Source organism: Paenibacillus campi, from assembly GCF_034659835.1.
In the GTDB taxonomy this organism is placed as follows: domain Bacteria; phylum Bacillota; class Bacilli; order Paenibacillales; family Paenibacillaceae; genus Saccharibacillus; species Saccharibacillus campi.
Genome location: NZ_JAXSQZ010000005.1, coordinates 137,620 through 159,679 on the forward strand (window position 1 = coordinate 137,620; position 22,060 = coordinate 159,679).

Sequence of the window (22,060 nt, forward strand, 5' to 3'; positions counted from 1 at the left end):
ATGAGCACGATTGAACTGCGCAATGTTACCGTTCGGATCGGCAGCAAGCAGGTGCTGCGCGGCATCGATCTGGATGTGCAAAAAGGCGAATTTATGACCTTTCTCGGCCCTTCCGGTTGCGGCAAAACGACGCTGCTGCGCACGATTGCCGGGTTACAGCAGGCAAGTGGCGGCACGATTGTATTAAGCGGCACAGAGGTTGCAAACGGCGAGACCGGCTATCATCTTGATCCGTCTCGGCGCGGGCTAAATCTCGTCTTTCAAAGCTATGCGTTATGGCCGCATATGACGGTGTTTGACAATGTTGCCTTTGGCTTGCGTATTCGTCGTCAACACAAAAGCGAGCTGCACCACAAAGTGATGGCAGCGCTGGACAAAGTGCGGATCGGTGAGTTAGCGGAGCGTTACCCTGGTGAGCTGTCCGGCGGTCAGCAGCAACGGGTGGCGATTGCGCGGGCGATTGTGACTGAGCCGGAGCTGTTGCTGCTGGATGAGCCACTGTCCAATTTGGATGCCCGCTTGCGGGTGGAAATGCGAGCAGAACTGAAACGGCTACACCGCGAGCTGGGCGCAACGATTATTTATGTAACCCATGATCAGCAGGAAGCGTTAACCTTATCATCGCGGATCGCTGTCTTTTTTGAAGGCAAGATCGTACAGGTCGATCAGCCGCAGACGTTATATCGTCGTCCGGCAACACTGCGGATTGCCGATTTTTTTGGCAATGGCGGTATGGACATGAACGATGTGGAAGGACGCGTGTTGATGGCAGGGGATGGCAGTCTGTATTGGTCGTCATCGGTATGCTCGTTTGCGCTGGAAGGGCAATTGTCTGTGCTGCCGGATGAAGGTATGGCGGTAACGCTGACGATCAAGCCGGAGCATATGCGACTACAGCGTCATGCTATGCCTGGAGCAATCGCTTGTCAGATCGATACGGTATTTCCGGCAGGCTCGGAAACGACCGTGACCGTGCTTGTAGGTGGTCGTTTGCTTACGGTACGTTTGCTTGGCAATGCCGATTATGAGCCTGGCGATGCTGTCTATATGCTGCTAAGTGCTGAACAGCTGAATTTGTATCACGGTGAAACCGGCGAGCTGCTGGATGGACTGAGACCGGTCTGCCCAACATTAACGGCTCAAACGGGTGCGATTTCTCATCCCCATCATCACTTACCATTATTTGCGGAGGTACATACACAATGAAAATCGATTTTCATATTCATGCCAAATTATCCAAAAAAACCGACTTTTCACTTCAGCATTTTACGACTATTTTGGACGAGGCGCTTATGCATGGGCTGGACGCGATCATTTTGACAGAGCATTTTAATACGCATCGTTTTGATGACGTATATGGCACACTGGATCAGCATTTTCCGTGTAATGGACATTATTATGAATACGGCAACTTTCGCATTTTTACCGGGATGGAAGTGGATGTAGCGGAAGGCGGACATATTCTCATTAGCGGGGCAAAAGATGCGCTGCTTGAGGTGCGGCGGGCGCTGACTGGTCATACGGCGCCAGCTGATTTTATTTCGCTAGCTGCTTTGTTTGATCTATGCGAGCCGGCGGATTTGATGGTCATTGGCGGTCATCCGTTCCGCGCCTCCAATCATCTTTATCATGTAGCGCCTGAATTGCTGCGTCGGTTTGATGCGTTTGATCTGAACGGTAAAGATTTGCATGAGATCGGCATTCAGGAAAATATCGCCAACGTGCTCACATTGGGCAAACAGCATCATGTGCCTGTCGTGGCGGGCAGCGATGCGCATCAAATGTTCCAAGTTGGCTGTGTGTGGAATGAGCTGCCAGGCAACTATGAGACTGTTGCCGATATTCGAAGCGCGATTCGTAACGGTCAGTGCACACGTCATATTGCACCTGCACTGCATTTGCAAGTTCGCGCCGCCAATGCGGTGAAAAAGCTGCTTAAACAGAAAGTCGAAGTTGTCGCTTCACTGCATGGACAGGTGTAATGACAGTTTAGCGATGCGTCTATACTTGGTTACACGTAGTCTGTATGATGAAGAAAGGCAGCAAGGATTAGCAGCAGTATGATGCGGAAGGCATGATCGGCTGCGATTGCGATTCATGACAGATGATTGGGCATGCAGCAGTAGGGAGGATCACGTATGGGTTTGACGTTTGATCATGTAAAGCTGTCCCGTAGTCATCAGCGGGTAGCGGATTATATTTTGAAAAATATACAGGGCATTCCGTTTATGGTGGAAGAAGATATCGCCTCTGCATGTGAGGTGAGCGTATCGACCGTATCCCGCTTCTGGGCGGAGATTGATTGCCGCAATTTAAAAGAATTTAAGCATCGGGTGAAAAAGGAAGGGCTAGTCTCGCCTTCGCTCAAGTTACAGACGGCATTTGAACGGCTGGAAGAACAGGGCAGCGCGGCGGTACAACTACTCGATACGCTGCATTATGTGCAGCAAACTGCCGAACGACTAGATCAGCATGAATTTGATAAAGCGGTACGAGCGCTTGTGGAAGCGGGCACGATCCATGTGTATGGGCCAGGCTCAGCGCGTGCGCTAGCGACATTGCTGGAATTCCGGCTGACTCGATTTGGCAATCGAGTGCGGATGATGGAGTATGGTGGTCATGAGTTGCTGGAATCGCTCATCCATATGCGCACTGGTGATACGGTCGTGTTGTTCGGCTTTGTGGCGGAATCGCCGGAACTTTCGACATTGCTTGATTATGCTGCCGAGTGCGGTTGTCGTACATTGCTTATTACCGATCTGGCGGTAAGCGATATGCGGCAAAAGGCGGATATCGCATTATACAGTGCACGCGGCGAAGTGTGGGAATTTCATTCGATGGCAGCGCCGCTAGTGCTGCTGGAATCGCTGATCGTCGCAGTTGGCAAATCGCAGGAGCAACGCGCGCTTAGGCATAGCGAGCAATTGCATCGCTTGCGCCGCCAATATAATAAATGGCTACCTAAACGCTTATAAATACACGTACTGTGCGCGCTATATGCATATGCCTCAACAATTGTAGATGGATCGAGTATCCAACTTGCGCTAGCTGGCTAAAGCGGAAATCGATTCACCTGCATCAACAGAAAAACTTCAGTCGAATAATAATGACATCCCAGTATTTATAGTGATGAAAAGTCCGTACATTCGCTTGTAACATCATGTATTGGACGCTGGATGCGTTGACGATGAGGGGAATGATAACGATTGAAAGCGACTAGCCATTAACGGTTAAATAAGGGTAACACTGGCATGGATGACATGTGAGGTGTTACCCTTATTGTGTTAGTTTGTGCAAACAGCGAGTAGAGGGATAGATAAAGGGGGAGCAGATCATGAACGAAACGATCACATTGCAGCAGGCACTTGCATCTATTATGGAAGCGGCAAATGCGTTGCCAGAACAAACGTCCGGTGCCAATGATGTTGAATCTGCACCTGTAAAAATTACAGTATCGGAGGACACTGCTGCTACGGGAGCAGACATGTCTGCCGCAGCAAAGCTAACGTTGGCGGATGTGGTGAAACGTCTGCCTGTACGCGATATGCGTAGCGAGCAAGGACGCTTACAAGCATTGACTGAGCTTGCCTGGCTGCTCTATGCTCAGGGAGAGGATGCGGTAGCCCGCCAGATTGTGGAGCCATTGTCCAAAGTACCATTTGACGAAAATTACAATCGTTGGACATGGATTGAACATGCGATCGTGCTGTCCGCATTTGTGGCACCTGAACAGCAGACGGAACAAGCGCGCCAGCAGGCAATTACAGCGATCCAGCAGGCGGTAAAAACCGGCAAAAAAGATATCGTGCAAGTGAAAAAGCAAGTGCATAAGCGTTTTCTGAATGGAGACACATTGGACACAACTGCGATTCAGCGTGATATGGAAGCAGGTGAGCGTACCGATGAAGCGGCACAGCGGTTAATATTGCTCATGCGTTTGCGTAAGCTGGAACTGTTAGGCGGTTCGAAAGCTTATCCAGCTGAACGTGCTGCACAGGAAGCTGCCGTTCAAATCGAGACGATTCGTAAGATTGCTGCGGAAGTCGGTTTGTTCAAACTGTCTCCTTTTGCTTGATGGATCAGATGCTCTAATTCAACCTATTTACGATTAAATGATACCGTTTCACAATGTAGGCATACACAGATCAACGGCATACTTGTAAAAGGTGGAATACAAATCGCTTGTGCCGCATATGCTGGACCTACGGATCAACAGCATAGATGTAAAAGCAACATGGGCTCTGTTCATACAGACCTAATGCCAAGTCAAACGCTGAGTCCCAACGCCCAATCCAAACTAATAAAGACCGATGCCTGTTTAAAGAGCATCGGTCTTTGTTCATCGCCTACCTATTCGTTAGATCATCCTGGTAGCTTGTTTTGAGTACATTTACAGTCTGTCGATCTAACCATCGCTTGATGATAAATCGGTTAAGGTACGTTCACACACGATTTTTACTTGAGACAGCCACTAGGGCGTGTCTTCAAACGGCTTCATAGGCAGTTCAATGCGTTTTTTTATTAGATTACGCTTGTATACGCAGCTCAACTCACCTAAAACGCGACCCACTTGAATAATAACATGACAACGCGGAAGGGTTGAAGACACTGCCTAGTATCCTCATTGCCTGCCTATTCGTCCAATGGCTATTCAGCGGAACTATCGATCAAGTCGAAGCATACTGCACAATGGTCGCTTCGCGTGTCTGTTCATCATAAGACACCCATAGTTCATCGCCTGGCTTGACGCCATATAGCGGTTCGATCGATTGTTCGATCCGGTATTGTTGCCCGTCACGTTCAGCGATAATGCTTGCTAGCGGGCGTTCACCGATCGTGCCGTTATAGCTGACCCGTTGTACGACCATGCTGCCTTGTTTACCTTTTAACAGACGAAGTTCCCGTGCAAATTCATGCCGATTCACGCTCACTGGGATACGCATACCGTTGCGCATACTATTCAGCGTTTCATCCGGTACGAACAGGCTGTTCACCCGTGGAACATTGCGATCACCGGCATGAATCGATACGTTCATTAGCACTAATGCGCGATCTGCGGCATGCACATTCATACGCTCGTAATTGACCAGACTTGCATCAAGCGTAATTTGATCTTGATCGTTGGTACTGCTTACACTGCTGCCGTACCGATACAACCGCACGATACTACCGACCCGAATGAGCGTAAGCGGGCTATACGGCTCATACGTAAAATGGGGAGCTTGCACGACCGGAATCCGGTGTAATTGTCCGTCTGCCTCTACATGCAAAATCAGCACATCGGCACGTCCGATCGTTGCGTGTCGCTCGATCCGTTGTAATGTCGCCTGCTGGATGATTTCCGGCTCGGCGCCACCATTAGCTGTATGATTGGCTGGAATATCATCTTGCTCTGTCAGGAAAACCGCTTTATGGCGCTTTGGATCATAGCTGATCATCACCGTATCACCGACGGATGGTGCGTTTAAATAGGAGACGACTTTGGTCACATCGACTTCACGTTGTTGCCCTTCATGCTGAAATTGCAACGTAAAGCGTACGAGTGGCTGTTCATTAATACGTGTCCCAGTCTCTTTCATCCGTAAAATAATAGCATCATATACGATGCCACGCTTCAGTGCGCGCTTATGCGCTCTGGAAGCGATTGTGAAAATAATAAATGGAGTTGCCAGCGTCAGAAACGGGATAAACAACCATAGTACCCAGTTGATGACGAGTGGCCCACCTTGACGAATATACTCCCAGAAACCACGCAACGTCGGCGTCTGACTATTGGTAGCACCGGTATGACCGTTAAGCTGCCAGCTTTTGGCATCGGCAGTCGTGAGCTGTTTGGATTGTCCGGTCTCCGTATTTAGCCAGCCAGCCGAATGATTAAGATCGGAATAATAGACAGCCGCACTGCCTGACTCTTTATAAAATTTCAAATTTGGATTTTGCAGATCGTCCATAGTCAAATTACGCACAAGTGCGGATACGTCTGTAGACTGACCGCTAACTTCGTTGTATACATACGCAATCGCTTTGCCTTGTGCCGGGTCTTTGGCGGTAGAGCCAGCGACCAGTATTTCGTCATCATTCAGCAGGAACAAGTGGGCTGCATATAATGGCTTCGGTAAAGGCAACACTTTTTGCGTTTGACCGTTTGCGGACTGTACATATGCTTGTTTTGGATAGTTGCTATCGACGGCGATCGTTGCACGTCCGCTACGACCGAATTGTTTTTGAAAATACAATTGTGCTGCGTCTTCAACATCAAAGCTCGTTTGGTCGCTGTTCGGCTTATAATAGACGGCTGGCGTGCCGTTAGCTTGTAAAATGGCACTAATATAGCCGGTCGTATCATCCGCCAATGTCGCTTCATACATCGGCACGGTAGCGCCGGTCGTATCAAATGTGGACGATGCCTGCCGCAGTTGTTTGATTCGTTTTCCTTCTAGCCCTGCCAGCCGCTCCAGTGAAACATAGTGGAATTTGGCATCGTGAATCGTCGCTATAAATGGCGGCGAGCTGCTGTCCGCAGAGTCGGTGTCATCAGAGGCGATCAGAATACGCCCGCGCCAATTCACCGTACTGCTGCTTAAAAAGCCGCTGCTCAATACAGGCTTGTTCACAATATTAGAGTATGTAGCATCCGAGTCCGGATTAAATTGATACGCCAAAATATGATCTTGCATATCTTTTACCGTTATTATCGTTTTACCTTGCTGATAGGCGACAACCGTGTTGCGAAACGTATCGGAATCCAAATTGGCATCGCCATAATAGCGCGTGCCATCACCGTTATAAATCGCTACCGTCATACCGTCATTAGAAGAACCGTCAAGCACGGTCAGCACTTTCGTTCCATCATCGGCATACCATACTTGCGTGACATCGGATATTCCATTGCCGACCGCACTCGGATCATATATTTTGCTAAATTCAGACCAAATCGCAAAGCTAAGTACAATGGCAGGGATAAAAAAGACTAATGAAAATAATAGTGGTAATTTTTTCACAGCGTACCTCCTGTTACTTGATTGAGCACAGAAAACTTCATATGTAAGTGATATAAACGCCACACATGTATATCGTAACATAGTTTGAGGAGGTGACTCCAGTGATGGTAGTGGGTAGTGCTTATTGGCGTATACATTCTACCAATTTTACCGCCTTAAATTATGAAATATAAATATTAAGTTTGTCTCGTTCTCGTTACGTCATAAATTGCCAATCGGCGGCTTTTTGTATCTGGTTTCAATGAACCTTCCATGCCAAAAGCTGCTCCTGTTTAAGTATATAGTTTTATATTATACAGCTTCCCTATGTAAATAAAGGAAGCTAATAGATTTAAAGCAAGTATTGAAAGTAGTTAAAGTAGGAGCTTCTTCATATTTGTAGGTATAGTGAATGTCCAGCCGCTTAGCTAGCACACAAGTTTCGTGTAAAGAAAAGGTTTTATATAACGAGGCAATCGTGTGCATATTCAGATTATTCATGACGAGTCGGATGTACTGCACATCTGGATAAATGTTCAATAATGCTTGAATTTGCAGGACCTAATCATTTTTCGTTTGACAAAATGTTATACAAATGACGCCAACCGACCAAAGGTCCGATAAATATATAAATATTGCAGTTTTTTTTCGCGTGTTTATTCAAAGTCTTCGCAGTAGACGTTTCCTTGTATCATCGGCAAGGAGGACAGGAGTTGATACGGTTATTAGTCCATACATAGGAGAGGAAGCTGAGGATCGTAAGGTAGTGCATATGTTTCCAAAATATCTTCCATTCGAGCTATAGATTTGCCTTTGCAAAGCGCTGGAATGCACCACTGCTTTTTTAAATGTGGCTTGAGGTGTGTTTTTTAAAGTGGTTCGTATGGTTTTTTCACCGACTTGAGCAGAATCTCAAGCTCCATGATTCACTGGGTCAGCAAACGCACGCTCCATTTGGCAAAGCCAGCAGGGAGTTCCCCGCAAGCCATCCTTCGACTTCTCCTGTAACGAGAGAGGAGTTACGACTATACGTTAACGTACTGTTCGATCCAAATTTATAGTGATTCTTTGGCGTTCGATGGACATGTCCTTCAGTAAACTGACACCGTTCTGCAATTTCAGCTTGCGTCGGAATATTTGCTTGACTTTCATCTGCAAGCATAAGAATCATCGCGCGTTTACGTACTCTTGCTGAATGTAGGAATAATCTATTTCGTTTAATCAAACTTCGTATTTTATTTATGAACCATATCTCCATTTTGATTATGGCGCAGAAATAGATGGAAATTATTGTTGATGTGGTCAAGTTACTTAAGTAACAAACCTTTTTTTGAATAGTTATATATTCACATGTTTGATATAATAGTGCTATCTGAAAATTGATTGAGAAAGGGCTAAATATAAAATGACGCAATACTACAGTAACAGTTGCAAATCACTTTTTTTGCTATTCTTGAAAAGCAACCTCGATGGGATGGAGGTGCTCTATAATGACTGAAAATACTTTTAATGATCGTCCACATAAAAATGAAAAAGTCGATTCTATAAATTATGTTAAAACTATGATTGAAAAAGCACGAGATGAAGCACGTGAGGATGATATTCCAAAACTTGAAAAACTGCTTCAAATGCTTAATACCAAAAAATATGGTCTGGTTTGGGAAGAACATGCTGAAAAAGTTGAAGAAGAAATGAGAACCAAGATTCCTGTTTTTGTGGAAGAAAAAAGTAAGAAAATAAGTGATAATCTTGCTTCAGATGACTATAATTTTCTTTTGGAGGGCGATAATTTACATAGTCTGTATCTGCTAGAGAAAACGCATTTTGGCAAGATTGATGTAATTTATATTGATCCACCCTACAATACAGGGGCTAAAGACTGGAAATATAATAATTCATTTGTTGATGATACGGATAACTTTAGACATTCTAAGTGGATTAGCTTTATGCAAAGAAGATTAAGAATTGCAAAAAGATTATTATCTGCAAGAGGAATAATTATTGTAGCAATCGACCATTATGAATTAGCAAATCTTATTGAATTGATGGATGAAGAATTTGGAGAAAAAAATCGTATTGGAATTGTTTCGGTTGTTCATAAGCCTGAAGGTAGAAATCAAGAGAAATTTTTTGGAACAAGCAATGAATTTGCTTTGTTTTATGCAAAAGAAAAGAACAAAGCATCGTTTAGACAGGTTTTAATAAATAACAATCCGGAGGATTATGATAAGAGTGATAATATTGGAGCATATAAGCTGAAGAATTTTATTAGAATGAGCGATGGCAAATATGCTACTAGAGATGCAAAGCCGAACTTTTGGTACCCAATATACATTTCTAAAGACTTAAGCGAATATTCATTCACTGAAAAAAAAGATTTTTTTTCAGTGTATCCAATAACTAGTTCTGGAATAGAAAGAACTTGGAAGACTTTACCGAGATCATTTTCGAAATATTGGGATGAAGGAAATATTGAAGTTGTAGAAAATGATGGGAGAATATCAATTTTTGAAAAACAAAGACCGAATGAAGTCATAAAAACTCATTGGATAAAAACTGAATATCATGCATATCATCATGGTACAAAGGTTCTTACAGAGCTTTTAGGAGAGAAAAGGTTTGATTTCCCTAAATCAGTAACTTTAATAAAAGATATTCTTAAGCTTACAAGTTATAAAGAATCAATAATTTTAGATTTTTTCGCTGGTTCTGGTACAACAGGACAAGCAGTTGTAGAGCTCAATAAAGAAGATGACGGTAATCGCAAATTTATTCTAGCTACTAACAATGAAAATAATATTGCTGAAGAAGTAACCTACGAGCGCATGAAACATGTTTCTACTGGAACCAATAAGTATGAAGCACATCCTTTAAATCTCAAATACTTTAAGACTAAGTTTATTGTCAAAAAAGAATTTCCAGATGTTTCACTGGAATATGAACTATTAAAATATGTAACACCACTTGTGGAATTAGAATTTTCAGTCGATATTACCAATCCTAAAGTTCAAATTGTTTTAAACGAAGAACAACTTGAATTGTTGATTGATAGTAAACAACTTATTAGTAATTCAACAATTTTCATGCATCCAGATGTTTTCCGAGATGCAAAGCAAAATAGGATTTTGGAGGATTTAAAAATTAGGGTGCAAGAAATCCCTAATTATTTCTTTGGAACGGAGTTATGGGCTAAATGATACAATTAAAAAGTTTCCAACAAGATGTGGTCGATAGACTTCTGGCTTTTACAGCACCTGAATATAACGTTAATAATTTGACTATTAAAGCGCCAACAGGAGCAGGAAAAACTATTATGCTTTTATCATGGATTGATGAATATATCTGCTCTACTGGAGATAATGTTGCTTTTGTTTGGTTTACGCCAGGTGCAGGAGAACTAGAGGAACAATCGCAAGACAAAGCAAAAAAATTTTCGAGTATTAAGGTACAATCTGTAGATGAAGCTTTACTTAATGGTTTTGAACGAGGTTCCGCAACTTTCATCAATTATGAACGTGTGGTTGGTAAAAAATCAAAAGCAATGCTTACAGATAACGAACGTGATAATCTAATTGATAAAATTGATAAGGCTTTTCAGAATGATTGTCATTTTATTATAATTATTGATGAAGCACATCGCAATGATACGAATAAAGCACGTGATATTATTTCACGATTCAAGGCAGCTAAAACGGTTCGTGTGTCTGCAACAGTTGACGATCCGAAAAAACCAGACTTAGTTGAATTCTATGAGGTATTAGAGGAATCAGTCATTGAATCTGGTTTGATTACAAAAGCAGTAGTTGTCAATGAAGAAATCGATATAAATCTGAAAGAAACAGATGAGTTTTCGATTTTATTTGATGCAGCTGAAAAAAAACGTCAACAAATTGTTGCTAGCTATATTGAGAATGGAGTGACTGGTATTAATCCACTTGTACTGGTGCAACTTCCTGACGAATCAACTCCTCTTTTATCTTTACGTATTGAAAAGTATCTTCAAGAAGCGATGAATAAAACATATGAAGATGGTAAGCTCGGTATCTGGCTTTCGGAACAAAAACGTAACGTTATTAATGTGAACAAGCTTGATAATAAAGTAGAATATATTATTATTAAACAAGCCATTGCGACAGGATGGGATGCGCCCCGAGCTAAAATTTTAATCAAAATCCGCGAAAATATGGGAGAGCAGTTCACAATTCAAACATTGGGACGAATTCGCCGTATGCCACAACCTTGGATAGGACACTATAACATTGATTTGTTGGATAATGCTTACTTGTATACTTTTGATACGGATTTTTTAAATGGAGTATTTGCACAAGGTGCAGCAGTTGCACCAACACCAACATTGAATCTTAAAGATAAAGCTAAAGATTTGAAGTTAATTTCTGAACGTGTGATTAATTATGACGAAGTTATGAACGAAAAAATGATTCTTAATAATATATATGAGGGTATGAAGAAACGTTTTAATTTTACAAAGGATTTAGAGGAGAATAAGCGTATTCTAGAATCTAATGGTTATTTTTTAGGTAGTAAAATATTAACAACATTCAAGCAGGGACGTTTTGATACGCTAAAAAATGCAGAAAAACTTGTTGATCGAGAACGTTCTATAGATGCTGACTATCAAGACAATCGAATAGATTTGCTACATGCTTTCCACGAACTTGATCGTGTACTTCATTTACCAGTGTCTAAAGTGGAAGCAATGCTTAAACGTTTCTTCTTATGGAGAGGTTATTCCCTTGCAACTTCCATTTTAAAGTTAGATGCTAATGAATGGACAGCATTCATTTTGAATAATTGGCGTTCTTTGCGCGAAGAATTCAGAAAAATAGATATAGAACAAGCAGTTCAAGGAAGTCTTGATTTAGATAATATCCAAAAGAATGATTTTAAGATTCCTTTGAAGGAAAGATATACGTACAATCCAAAATTGAAAGATACAAAAATAGTGCAAACAAATGCTTATCAAGGTTACACTACAGCATCCATTGCAGTTAGATCAAGTATTGTTGAACGTCTTATGGAACGTTGGTTTGAAGAACACGATGATTTTGTTGATTTTGTTTATAAAAATGGGGATAAGGGTTCTCAATATTTTTCGCTTGTTTATACTACTAACGGAGGAGTTTCACATTTTTATCCTGATTTTGTTATTCAGATGGTGAATGGAGATATTTACATTGTTGAAACTAAGGGTGGTGAAGATGTAAAGGGGCGGGATAAAAATATCGACCCTTATGCACCAGCTAAATATGAGGCATTAAAGAAATATGCGGCAAAGTATAATATCCAGTGGGCTTTTGTACGTGATATGAATGAGGAACTTTACTATCTCAACAGTGGTGAGTGGATAGATGAAATGGTAGCTGATAACTGGCAACCTATTAATAATCTTTTCGGATTTACAGAAGCCGAAAAATAGAATGTTAGGTCGTTTAAAGCATAGTATCAAATATTAACTTCGAAAAGTAATGGTACCTGGTGCTTTGACCGAGACTAATTTAAGTTTTGAAACTGGCTTAAGCTCTTATTGATACTGATTCAAGTATACAATCAAAGTTGAAATTTAACTTGGTCAAGGTACTGGTAGCTTGTCTTAAATATATTTACAGTTTGTCTATCCAACAATCGCTTGGTGCTGAATCGATTTAGGGACGTTTAAACAAAATTTTCATTTGAGACAGCCTACTAGCGTGTTCCTCTCAGCAAAACTTGCAAAATATTAGGCGTGTGCAACGGATTGTGGTAGTATAAGGGCAGAAGTACACGAGCCTGTAACGGCTACAGAGAGGAACTGAACACATTGAGTAATGAAATACCAAACGAGCACGAACAACAACATCTGCACACTGCCCCCGCTGATGACGACACAGAGGAAGTTGCTGTACCGGTCACAGACGGTTACGAATTGCCAGACAATTACAGCCAGTTGAAAAAGGATGCGCATCGCCAGGCAGACTGGAAGCGTCGTCTGGAAGCAGCGCGCGCGCTAGGACAATATGCACAGCCACCGATTATCGACCTGCTTCAACATCTGCTGCACAATGATCCGGTGACCGCTGTGCGTGAGGAAGCGCACAAGCAGTTGCGTGAACTTGGCGTAGCTGCCGAACTGCCGGAGCGTTCGAACAGTGAGCTGTTCAACCATATGACCAAAACGCTAATCCGTATCAAAAAAAGCCTGCCTGCCGATCATACGTATGATGATTTCAAAGGCAAATTTAGCCGGATGCGTGCGGATATTTATGATGCCTATGAAGGCGAAAAAGGTGACGGATTTGATGAATGGCTGCGCGGCCGCTGGGAAGCGCTCGATCTGACGATCAACCCGAAGCGTGACCGCCCGAAACCGAATTCAGGCGGCAATTCCGCTTCAGCAAAACGTCAAGCACGCAAGTAAATTCCAACCCAAAAAGGAGACTCATTATGGCTATTCACATTCAAGTTCAACCTACTCCGAATCCGAACGCGGTCAAAATCAATGCAGACCGTACGATTTTTGAAGGTACAGCTAGCACCTCGGTCAAAGCAGGCGATACGACAGACCATGCCATCGCTCAAGCACTCGTGCAAATCGATGGCGTAGACAATATTTTTGGCATGCGCGATTTTGTAACCGTAAGCAAACTGCCGGATGCAAACTGGGATGATATTATGCCGCAAGTTGAGCGTATTTTTGAAGAAGCGTAAGCGGTAAGTAGAGATGAATGCGTTATCCACTGCGAAGGGGTGCGCAAACATAATGGACTGTGTAGTCTACCGCTGCAAAATGACAGCCTGATCGGATGCAATATCTGAGCAGGCTGTTTTTGTATGTCCATATGTCTGTATGTTCGATTGATTCATATTAGGTATAGCAATGCTAAAGCAACTTTGTATGCTATTTTTAGTACAATCAGTGTGGAATGGAGCACATAAATCTAGGCAAGCATTGGCGCTAAAGTTTGCGGTCTTCAAACATACAATGCAATATCAATAAACTTTCAGCGGCAAATTAATGATAAAAATATCAGATTTGCCTTATTGCTCATTCTTCATTTTCGCTGTATATCTAAATTAGATATGCAATCCCATCGCGATGGATAAAATTGCTACGGATAAAATGTACGCAGCCTAAGCTACTCGCCCACAAAACAGACAACAATGCAATCTATACGGTATATGATCATCGTATAATGTCATTCAAACTATAAGGAGGAACTATGCAATATATCGCTGCTTTTATCCTATCGTTTGTGTTTGTACTGCTAGCGATTCCGCTCGTACGCCAATGGGCGATTCGGCTTGATTTTGTCGATAAGCCGCGTCCGGATAGTGAGCGTAAGTTGCACAAAGAGGCTGTGCCGTTGATGGCGGGCATTGCTTTGTTTGGCGGGTTTGCAGTTTCATACATATCATTTATGAATGCCGGATGGTGGAAAATGGCAGCCGTATTGACCGGAGCGCTGCTTGTACTTGGAATCGGTCTTGTGGATGATTGGTATAAAGTGAGTCGGCGTGAGTTTCCTGCCCTACCCAAAATGATCGTCCAACTGATCGCTGCACTTGTTGTATATATGGCAGGCATTCGCTTTTCCGGCTTTGCCAATCCATTTAACGATCAATATATTTTGCTGCCGGAATGGTTACAGTTGGTGTTAACGCTGCTATGGATTTTTGGCGTCACCACGGTCATTAATTTTACCGATGGGATGGACGGTCTGGCAGGCAGTCTGGCTACGATTTCGGCAGGAACGTTGTTTGTAGTCGCGCTCACGCAAGGGCAATCGGATTCAGCGATCATGGCGATTAGTCTCGTTGGGATCGGCATCGGTTATTTGCGATACAATAAGCCGCCAGCGCGCGTATATATGGGCGATTGTGGGGCGACGTTTCTCGGTTTTATTTTGGCGATCATTGCGCTGGACGGTGCATTTAAACAGGCGACATTGCTGTCATTGTTTGTACCGATTTTGGCGCTAGGGGTGCCGATTTTTGATAATATTTTTGTGGTCATTCGCCGTATGTTGCGAGGGCAACCGATTTATGAAGCCGATGCGACGCAGATTCATTATCGCCTGTTGTCGAGCGGATTGAATCAGCAGCAGGTGTTGCTCGTGCTCTGTTTGATTAGTTTGTGTTTAAGCCTGTCATCGATTATTTTGCTGCTGCTGCCGGTGTAGTTATAGTGTGATTCATGTAAAATAAAGCGGTAACGTATTCGAATTGCAATACGTCCGTCTAGACAGTCTGCTCGTTCCGATGCTGCATTGGGCAAGCGGACTGTTTGTAGTGGCAGAGGTGGGGATAGGAAATGGATGAAATACCTGTTACACTACAATGGACCAATCACAATGGAATTATGCCAACTACTACATAATAAAGGAGCTGTATCGTATGGGTTTTTTTGATAAATTCCGTCGTAAAAAGCAGTCTGCCGATGAACGAGCACTACCACATGAAGCATCAAACAACGAGCATACAGTTGATGACCGTGCGGCAAATACAGGCAATCCGAGCGCATACGGTTATGCGGCAGCCGATGCACCACAGCCGTCTGTAGCGGCAGAGCAACTTAATTTGCCGGAGCCTGCCAGCTTGTTGCTCGGTTTTGTGTTACTGAATCAAGCTACATTTGATCCAGAGCAGATTATTACCAATATGCGAGTAGAATGGGGCATTCAGATCGATGGGCTGGAGCCGAGCGAAAATATGGTGTTCCAGATTGCAGATATGCAGGTGGCGCTTGCTTATATGCCGGGACCGATTCCCGATCGTGAAGTAGAGGAAACGTGCAAATACAATCTGTTGTGGCCTGAGGCAGAGCAAGTTGTAGCTACACAGCAAGCGCATGTGATTGTAACCGTAATGGGCGTTACAGACCCGTTACTTGGACATGCACTGTTCACACAGCTTGTTGCCAGCGTATTAAAACTGGAGCAGGCGATCGCTTATTATGCGCCGCCAATGGTCATGTCAGCGCAATCGTATCTCGAAAGCGCACAGATGTTGCAAGACCGCGAACTTCCGGTACAGCTATGGGTATTCCTCGGTATGTATACGAGTGAAGACAAAAAAGGCAATTGTGCCTACACCGTCGGTTTGAACCATTTTGGCAAGGATGAGATGGAGATCATTAACTCCAGCCAAGATTTAGGCGATGTGTTTGAGTTAATGCTCAATATTACGACCTATGTAGTAGGCAGCAATGTCGTATTACATGATGGCGAAACGCTCGGTTATTCCGCTGAACACAAGCTGTCACTCGTCCGCTCGCCTGGAGTGGCGACGCAAGGGGATAGTATTAAGATCGGGTATTAATAAGTTGAACGAAAACAATAATAGATGCCAAAAGAGCAATGTCCGACGATTCAGTCGGCGCATTGCTCTTTTTGTATAATCTATCATCAACATTCGCACGTATACACGAAACAAGCACTTTGCGACAACGAGCATATTCATTTCCCGCCCGCCCCACTCTCCGTCATCTGCCCTTGCGGTTCATCCACACCTTGCTTAGCGATATGCCGCGAGTGTAGCATGCGCCAGCCGGTCAGCAGAGCTGCCACGAGGCAGATGCTTGCCGAGACAACAAACACAACGTGCATCCCGGTTAGAAAAATGTCCGAACGACCCGGTATTAATCCGGTGACACGATAGCCTGCTTCGCTGCTCATCACGCCGAATAATGTACTTGTAGCAACCGTAATACCGACGACCATGCCGACATTACGAACGAGCGAGTTGACACTGCCAGCAATGCCAAGCTGTGTTTTGGCGATGCGCGACATAATGAGCGAATTGTTCGGTGATTGGAACATCCCGGTGCCAATCCCAAGCATAGCGACCCAGATGCCGACAATCGGAATCGGGCTACCTTCATGCAGTCGTGCCAGTCCAAACTGGGCAATGACCATCACCATCAACCCGGCAAAGGTTAAAATTTCCGAGCCGATCCGGTCAGATAGTGCACCGCTAAGCGGAGCGATAATGACCATCATCATCGGAAACAGCATCAGCAAAAAGCCAGCATGAAATGGGGACAATCCCAAAATACTTTGCGTATAAAATGGCGCCATAATATTAAAACAAAAATTCGATACAAACACGAGAAATCCACATAAAATACCGAGCGAAAATAGCCGATTGCGAAACAGTTTCAGCTGTAGTAGCGGTTCCTGCTTACGCGCTTCCACCCATAAAAATACACCGAGCAACACCGCTGCAACTACGAGCGAACCGATAATACGTCCGTCCGTATAACCAAGCTGCTGTCCGAGCAGCAACCCGGCAAACAAAAACAAAATAAAGCCGGTAAATAGCCCTGTGCCTGCTTGATCAATCCGTGCACCGGTTTTGACGATATCAGTCGGTAGCATTTTCCAACCGAAAGCGATCGCGATTAACCCGATCGGCACATTGACCCAAAAAATCGCTTGCCAGCCCAGCGTCGATAAAATGACTCCACCCAGGCTTGGCCCGGCGATACTGCCTAGCGATACAAATGTACCGACTAACCCTAGCGCTTTGCCACGTTCGGTCGGCGGGAAAATATCGGTCACAATGCCCTGACTGTTCGCCATCGTCATCGACGCGCCAATCGCCTGCACGACCCTGGACAGTAGCAAAAACGTCAGGTTATTGCTAAAGCCGCACAGCAGCGAGCCAATCAGAAAAATGACCATCCCTAGCTTGAATATGCGGATTTTGCCGATACTGTCACCCAGTTTGCCAAAAAATAAAATCGCTGCACAAATCGCCATCAAATAGCTCGTCGTTACCCATTCGGTCTGGGCAACCGGTAGTTTAAGCGATTCGGAAATGGTCGGTAACGCAATATTAACGATACTGCCGTCCAGTGTTGCCATAAAAGTAAACAAATTCATCACAATCAAAATGATCCAGCGTCTGCGTTGAATGTTCGGATCATCCTGATACGTACGTCGTTGTGCAAGTTCCGCCATCGATTCATCACCTCATTTGTAAAATAGTTGCGTTCGCAACCATATCGATGATTTGAGTATAGTACGAAATTGTTGCGTCTGCAACTAATCAAAATTATATTTTTTTGGTACAATATGACGTATGACTAGCTGTGCTACATTACGTATGATTAGTAGCATGGTTTAAGTACATTTACAGTCTGTCGATTTAACCATTGCTTGATGATGAATCGGTTAAGGTACGCTCACACACGATGTTTACTTGAGACAGCCTACTAGTCGTGCTAAAGTCAAACGAGGCTAGCTGCCTATAATGAATTTTTGTACCCTAAATAGAGGTGAATAATGGAACGCCTACACTTCATATATCCATAGTTACTACGGTCAAGCATCCATTATGGAATCGAATGGATACATTTGTGCCTTGATCGTAAGTGGTTATATTTCAATGCATAGCAAGCGTATTATGGCAGTAGTCGCATATTATACTGGCAATATTGCCCCGTAGAGAAGGTGTATACAAATGCAAAAGGATTCGATTGGCAAGCTGATCTCCTACATTAATCGGCTCAATCAGAAGCAGCTTGCCCGTAGTTTTAAGCCGTATGGTATTGGCAGCGGTGGGCATCATAGTTATTTGAAAGCGATTTTGCAGCGTCCGGGTGTGAATCAGGATCAGCTGACCAATGACCTCAAATTTGATAAAGCGACAACCGCGCGTTCAGTGCGCCAATTGGAGGAAGAAGGGTATATCGAACGGCATGTCGATCCGAATGATCGCCGTGCATATTTGCTGTATCCGACAGAACGAGCGCAGGCGTTTGAACCGATATTGTATCAGACGTTGCAAGAGGCAAATGAGCGGCTGACAAGCAGTTTGAGCGTTGAGGAAAAAGAACAGCTATGGCAGCTTTTGAACAAGATTTATCATAGCAATAATGAGTAAATGAAAGATTTATACACAGGAGCTTTTTCGACATGCATAGGAGTGCGAGTCTGAATATGGCAATATACAGCACTGTATGACGCTTATGTTTGTTGTTTGCTGAAGCATGTTCATAAGCTGTCAGCCTTGTGACATCCAACCTTAAAGTAAGAACGACGCACAAAAATCGATTGACATCGTGCAGAGGCATCATATAAGATGGCTGTATAACTAAACAACGATCGATTACAAGCGAAGCACGCTTAATGTCTTAGGACATTTTGCGTGCTTTTTTTGTTGTTTTGTTTGTAGAAAGGAGTAACAGGATGGAAAGGATGCGTAATGAAGCTACACGATTGAGCTTTGCACATAAGCGCTACAGATCGGCAACTGAATTTAGCAATTGTAAAGGAGGATGAGCAATGTGTCGATTATTCGTTTTCAGATGAAAAACAAAATTTACGCCGGTGTGATCGGTGGGCTGATCGTAGCGATTTTAGCGTCGCTCGGATACATATTTCTAATTCAATATCAGTCAAAGCAGCTTAAAGCGATTAAAGCTCAATACGAAGTGGAGCTAACTTTAGCACAGCAGGCGTTACAGGAACAACAAGCGGTTTCCAGCAAAATTGTAGTCACAATCGGTGATTTGAAAGCAGGTGAGGTGATCGGCAGCAAGCAATTGACGACAGCATTTGTGTCCAAACAGGGCGCGCCGACCAATGCGATCGTCGATCCGAAGCAACTGATCGGCAAAATGATCAAAATCGATGCCGGCAAAGGCACAGCGCTAACACCGGCTATGGTTTACACCGATGGGGTTACACCACATGATTTGCGCAGCCGTGAATACGATGTGATGCAATTGCCACGCAAGCTGAAAAAAGGCGATTTTGTAGATGTGCGGATCGGTTTTCCGAATGGGAGTGACTATATCGTACTGTCCAAAAAGAAAGTCGAGGACTTGTCCGGTGAAACGGTATGGTACAACATTAACGAATCCGAACTGCTCGTCATGAGCAGTGCGATCGTCGATGCGTATTTGCAAGGAGCGCGGTTATATGCGATTGCTTACGCTGATCCATATGTGCAAAATAAGGCGATTCCGAACTACCCAGCCAATATCGATGTGATTCATCTGATTCAATCCGATCCGAATGTGCTGACAAAGGCAACTTTACAGCTAAGTCAACAGGCGCGCCAAACATTGGATAACGATCTAAGCCAAATGAGCGAGGCGGATAAAGCGAAGGTAAGTGGAGCGAGTGCCTCCTCATCTGTTGACGCTTCAGCAGCGGCAGCACATCATACCGATACAGCCGATTCGGCTGTTACAACAGCCCGGCAAGATTCGGGAATTGCTGAAAACAAGGAATTAACGTCTTCTTCATCCGTTTCAGTAACGAGCCCGCGAGCTGATTCTGACGGACAAGTATCGGATACCGTTAAACAAGCGACACCTATAGTGACTTCAATTGACGATACAGCCGCTCCGTCTGCATCTGATGCAGGTTCCGGTGCCAATGACTCTAATCAAGTTTCTAGTACTGAAAAGGCGCAAGACGTATTCCAGCAACCGCTAGTTGAATAAATACGACGTATACGATGACAGCGCAATAAGTTAACACGAAGTCGAAGGAGGATGACGATGAACTATTCATTATTTCTTGGTGTCGCTGATATTAGCGATTTGTTGATCTATTTGAGCAAATTTTTGCAAACAGCAGGTCGCCGCGTGTTACTAGTTGATGCTAGTAGCGAAGGATTTATTCGTTATAATACGCCGATCGCTACCAATGCGGAAGGGGTGTCGGAATACGATGAATTTGATATCGGTTATGCGTTTACCAACTTTGCCCATATGCGGCGGCAACTTGATGATGAACAGCATTATGACCATGTGCTCGTATTATGCTCACAGCCCGATTTTATTCATATCGACGATCTAAACATCTTTAAACAACGTTTTGTAGCCGTTTCATCTGAACGTCGTTCACTAGAAATGGCAATTGGGCTTATGCGCTTACTGATCGCTGGACGTGATCCGAAACTGCCGCGGATTCCGTTTTGCCGTCTGTTTGTGCAGCAGATCGATAGCGGGCTGGCGGAAGATTATATGGAGCAAATGCTCTCATGCTTGCCGGTTGTGTTTGAGGAAAGTTCATTTATGATCCCGTTTGATGAAATGGATTATATGCAGAAAATAGTTAATCAAAATAGCAATCGAGTGAGCATCAAACGGATTTCGCGCCCACTGCGTACCGCGATCCAACAGATGGCAGGCAATGTGAGCGAATTGGATCATCAGCAGTTAAAAAGTTATACGAAAAAATTGTCACGGAGGAATGAAGCGGTATGGGGAATGTAATTGCATTCTGGGGAGCACGTCCAGGACAAACGGGCAATTCATCGAATCTAGTCGCGGCAGCAGCGATGCTTGCGCTTGATTATGTGAGCATCGTACTTGCTGGTCATACCCAGTATGGTGGCTCACTGGTAGAAAGCGCATTTCGCAGACAGCAGCGCACACTGGATGCTATGTCAATTGCGTATTGTTCCAGTGGCATCGATTCGCTGGAACGAATGGCACGTGCTGGTCAATTGACCGCAAGTACGCTGAAAGATTATACGCTGCCAGTGTTTAGCAGTTCACTTGATCTGTTGCCTGGTACGCACAAACCGGATGCCGATCTGTTTGTACGTATGCATGAAGTGGCTGCACCGATCTGTCAGGCGGCACGTAGCGCGTATGATCTTACTTTAATCGATGCCGGTAGTGGTCACGGTCATGCGCTTAATGAGGCGGTGCTTCATCATGCTGATCTGATCGTCGTATCACTGAGCCAAAATATGAGCTTGTTACGTGAATTTTTTGAGCACATGCCAGCGCAGATCGAGCAGAAGCGCTATGTGCTCGTCATCGGACAATACGATTCAGGTTCACGGCTGACACTAGCTAATATTCGGCGCTTGTTCAAGCCGCAAGCGCCTATGTTTGTACTGCCGCATTGCAGTTCGTATATGGATGCGTGCAATGAGCAGAAAGTAGTAGAGTTTTTCCTGAAGCGTAAGCATATACAGCGTGAGCAGCCTGATTATGCATTGATCCAGCATATTCGCAGTTTGAATAAAGGCTTGTTTACAGCGCTTGGCGTCGATCCAAATATGTTTGCAAAGGAGGCATGATGGCAGGTGAGCAGTATCGATATTAGCTTGTT

General features: G+C 44.1%; 16 protein-coding genes. 14 read left to right on the top strand and 2 right to left on the bottom strand.

What is annotated here, in order from left to right:
* The 4 genes from U1I11_RS13780 to U1I11_RS13795 all read left to right on the top strand — a co-directional run bounded on the left by U1I11_RS13780 (position 1) and on the right by U1I11_RS13795 (position 4,075).
* Positions 1-1,206: an ABC transporter ATP-binding protein gene (locus U1I11_RS13780; protein WP_322906704.1), complete on the top strand. Its 1,206-nt coding sequence runs from the start codon at positions 1-3 to the stop codon at positions 1,204-1,206.
* Positions 1,203-1,982 carry a PHP-associated domain-containing protein gene (locus U1I11_RS13785; protein ID WP_322906705.1) on the top strand — a complete coding sequence of 260 codons (780 nt, stop codon included), beginning with the start codon at positions 1,203-1,205 and terminating at the stop codon, positions 1,980-1,982. Before U1I11_RS13780 ends, U1I11_RS13785 begins: the two co-directional genes overlap by 4 nt.
* Before the next feature lie 156 nt (positions 1,983-2,138).
* A complete protein-coding gene (locus U1I11_RS13790; protein WP_322906706.1) occupies positions 2,139-2,975 on the top strand; it encodes a MurR/RpiR family transcriptional regulator in 837 nt (278 codons plus the stop codon).
* Positions 2,976-3,334: 359 nt separating this feature from the next.
* Positions 3,335-4,075, top strand: a complete 741-nt coding sequence (locus U1I11_RS13795) for a DUF6707 family protein (RefSeq protein ID WP_322906707.1) — start codon at positions 3,335-3,337, stop codon at positions 4,073-4,075.
* 592 nt (positions 4,076-4,667) lie between these two features.
* On the opposite strand, the gene U1I11_RS13800 is transcribed toward U1I11_RS13795, so the two are convergent.
* On the bottom strand, positions 4,668-7,001 hold the full coding sequence (locus U1I11_RS13800) for a hypothetical protein (RefSeq protein ID WP_322906708.1): 2,334 nt from the start codon (positions 6,999-7,001) through the stop codon (positions 4,668-4,670).
* Positions 7,002-8,470: 1,469 nt separating this feature from the next.
* On the opposite strand from U1I11_RS13800, the gene U1I11_RS13805 reads away from it, so the two are divergent.
* From U1I11_RS13805 to U1I11_RS13830, 6 genes are all read left to right on the top strand, one after another.
* Positions 8,471-10,177, top strand: coding sequence for a site-specific DNA-methyltransferase (locus tag U1I11_RS13805; protein WP_322906709.1), 1,707 nt, complete (start codon positions 8,471-8,473; stop codon positions 10,175-10,177).
* Positions 10,174-12,417 carry a DEAD/DEAH box helicase gene (locus U1I11_RS13810; protein WP_322906710.1) on the top strand — a complete coding sequence of 748 codons (2,244 nt, stop codon included), beginning with the start codon at positions 10,174-10,176 and terminating at the stop codon, positions 12,415-12,417. The genes U1I11_RS13805 and U1I11_RS13810 overlap by 4 nt, the downstream gene beginning before the upstream one ends.
* Positions 12,418-12,798: 381 nt before the next feature.
* A complete protein-coding gene (locus U1I11_RS13815; RefSeq protein ID WP_322906711.1) occupies positions 12,799-13,395 on the top strand; it encodes a HEAT repeat domain-containing protein in 597 nt (198 codons plus the stop codon).
* A 26-nt stretch (positions 13,396-13,421) separates the two neighbouring features.
* Complete coding sequence (locus tag U1I11_RS13820) at positions 13,422-13,685, top strand: NifU N-terminal domain-containing protein (protein WP_322906712.1); 264 nt, start codon at positions 13,422-13,424, stop codon at positions 13,683-13,685.
* Positions 13,686-14,197: 512 nt separating this feature from the next.
* A complete protein-coding gene (locus U1I11_RS13825) occupies positions 14,198-15,157 on the top strand; it encodes a glycosyltransferase family 4 protein (RefSeq protein WP_322906713.1) in 960 nt (319 codons plus the stop codon).
* A gap of 214 nt (positions 15,158-15,371) precedes the next feature.
* Positions 15,372-16,295, top strand: a complete 924-nt coding sequence (locus U1I11_RS13830; protein WP_322906714.1) for a DUF4261 domain-containing protein — start codon at positions 15,372-15,374, stop codon at positions 16,293-16,295.
* Between the two features lie 137 nt (positions 16,296-16,432).
* On the opposite strand, the gene U1I11_RS13835 is transcribed toward U1I11_RS13830, so the two are convergent.
* Positions 16,433-17,938 (bottom strand): MFS transporter, encoded by a 1,506-nt coding sequence (locus U1I11_RS13835; RefSeq protein WP_322906715.1) that lies wholly within the window; start codon positions 17,936-17,938, stop codon positions 16,433-16,435.
* Positions 17,939-18,440: 502 nt separating this feature from the next.
* Here U1I11_RS13835 and U1I11_RS13840 point away from each other — a divergent pair.
* From U1I11_RS13840 to U1I11_RS13855, 4 genes are all read left to right on the top strand, one after another.
* Entirely contained in the window at positions 18,441-18,863 is a 423-nt protein-coding gene (locus U1I11_RS13840) for a MarR family winged helix-turn-helix transcriptional regulator (RefSeq protein ID WP_322906716.1), read from the top strand.
* Positions 18,864-19,266: 403 nt separating this feature from the next.
* Positions 19,267-20,433 carry an SAF domain-containing protein gene (locus U1I11_RS13845; protein ID WP_322906717.1) on the top strand — a complete coding sequence of 389 codons (1,167 nt, stop codon included), beginning with the start codon at positions 19,267-19,269 and terminating at the stop codon, positions 20,431-20,433.
* A gap of 57 nt (positions 20,434-20,490) precedes the next feature.
* On the top strand, positions 20,491-21,210 hold the full coding sequence (locus U1I11_RS13850) for a hypothetical protein (protein WP_322906718.1): 720 nt from the start codon (positions 20,491-20,493) through the stop codon (positions 21,208-21,210).
* Positions 21,198-22,028: a CpaE/TadZ family protein gene (locus tag U1I11_RS13855; protein ID WP_322906719.1), complete on the top strand. Its 831-nt coding sequence runs from the start codon at positions 21,198-21,200 to the stop codon at positions 22,026-22,028. Before U1I11_RS13850 ends, U1I11_RS13855 begins: the two co-directional genes overlap by 13 nt.
* Positions 22,029-22,060: the final 32 nt, after the last annotated feature.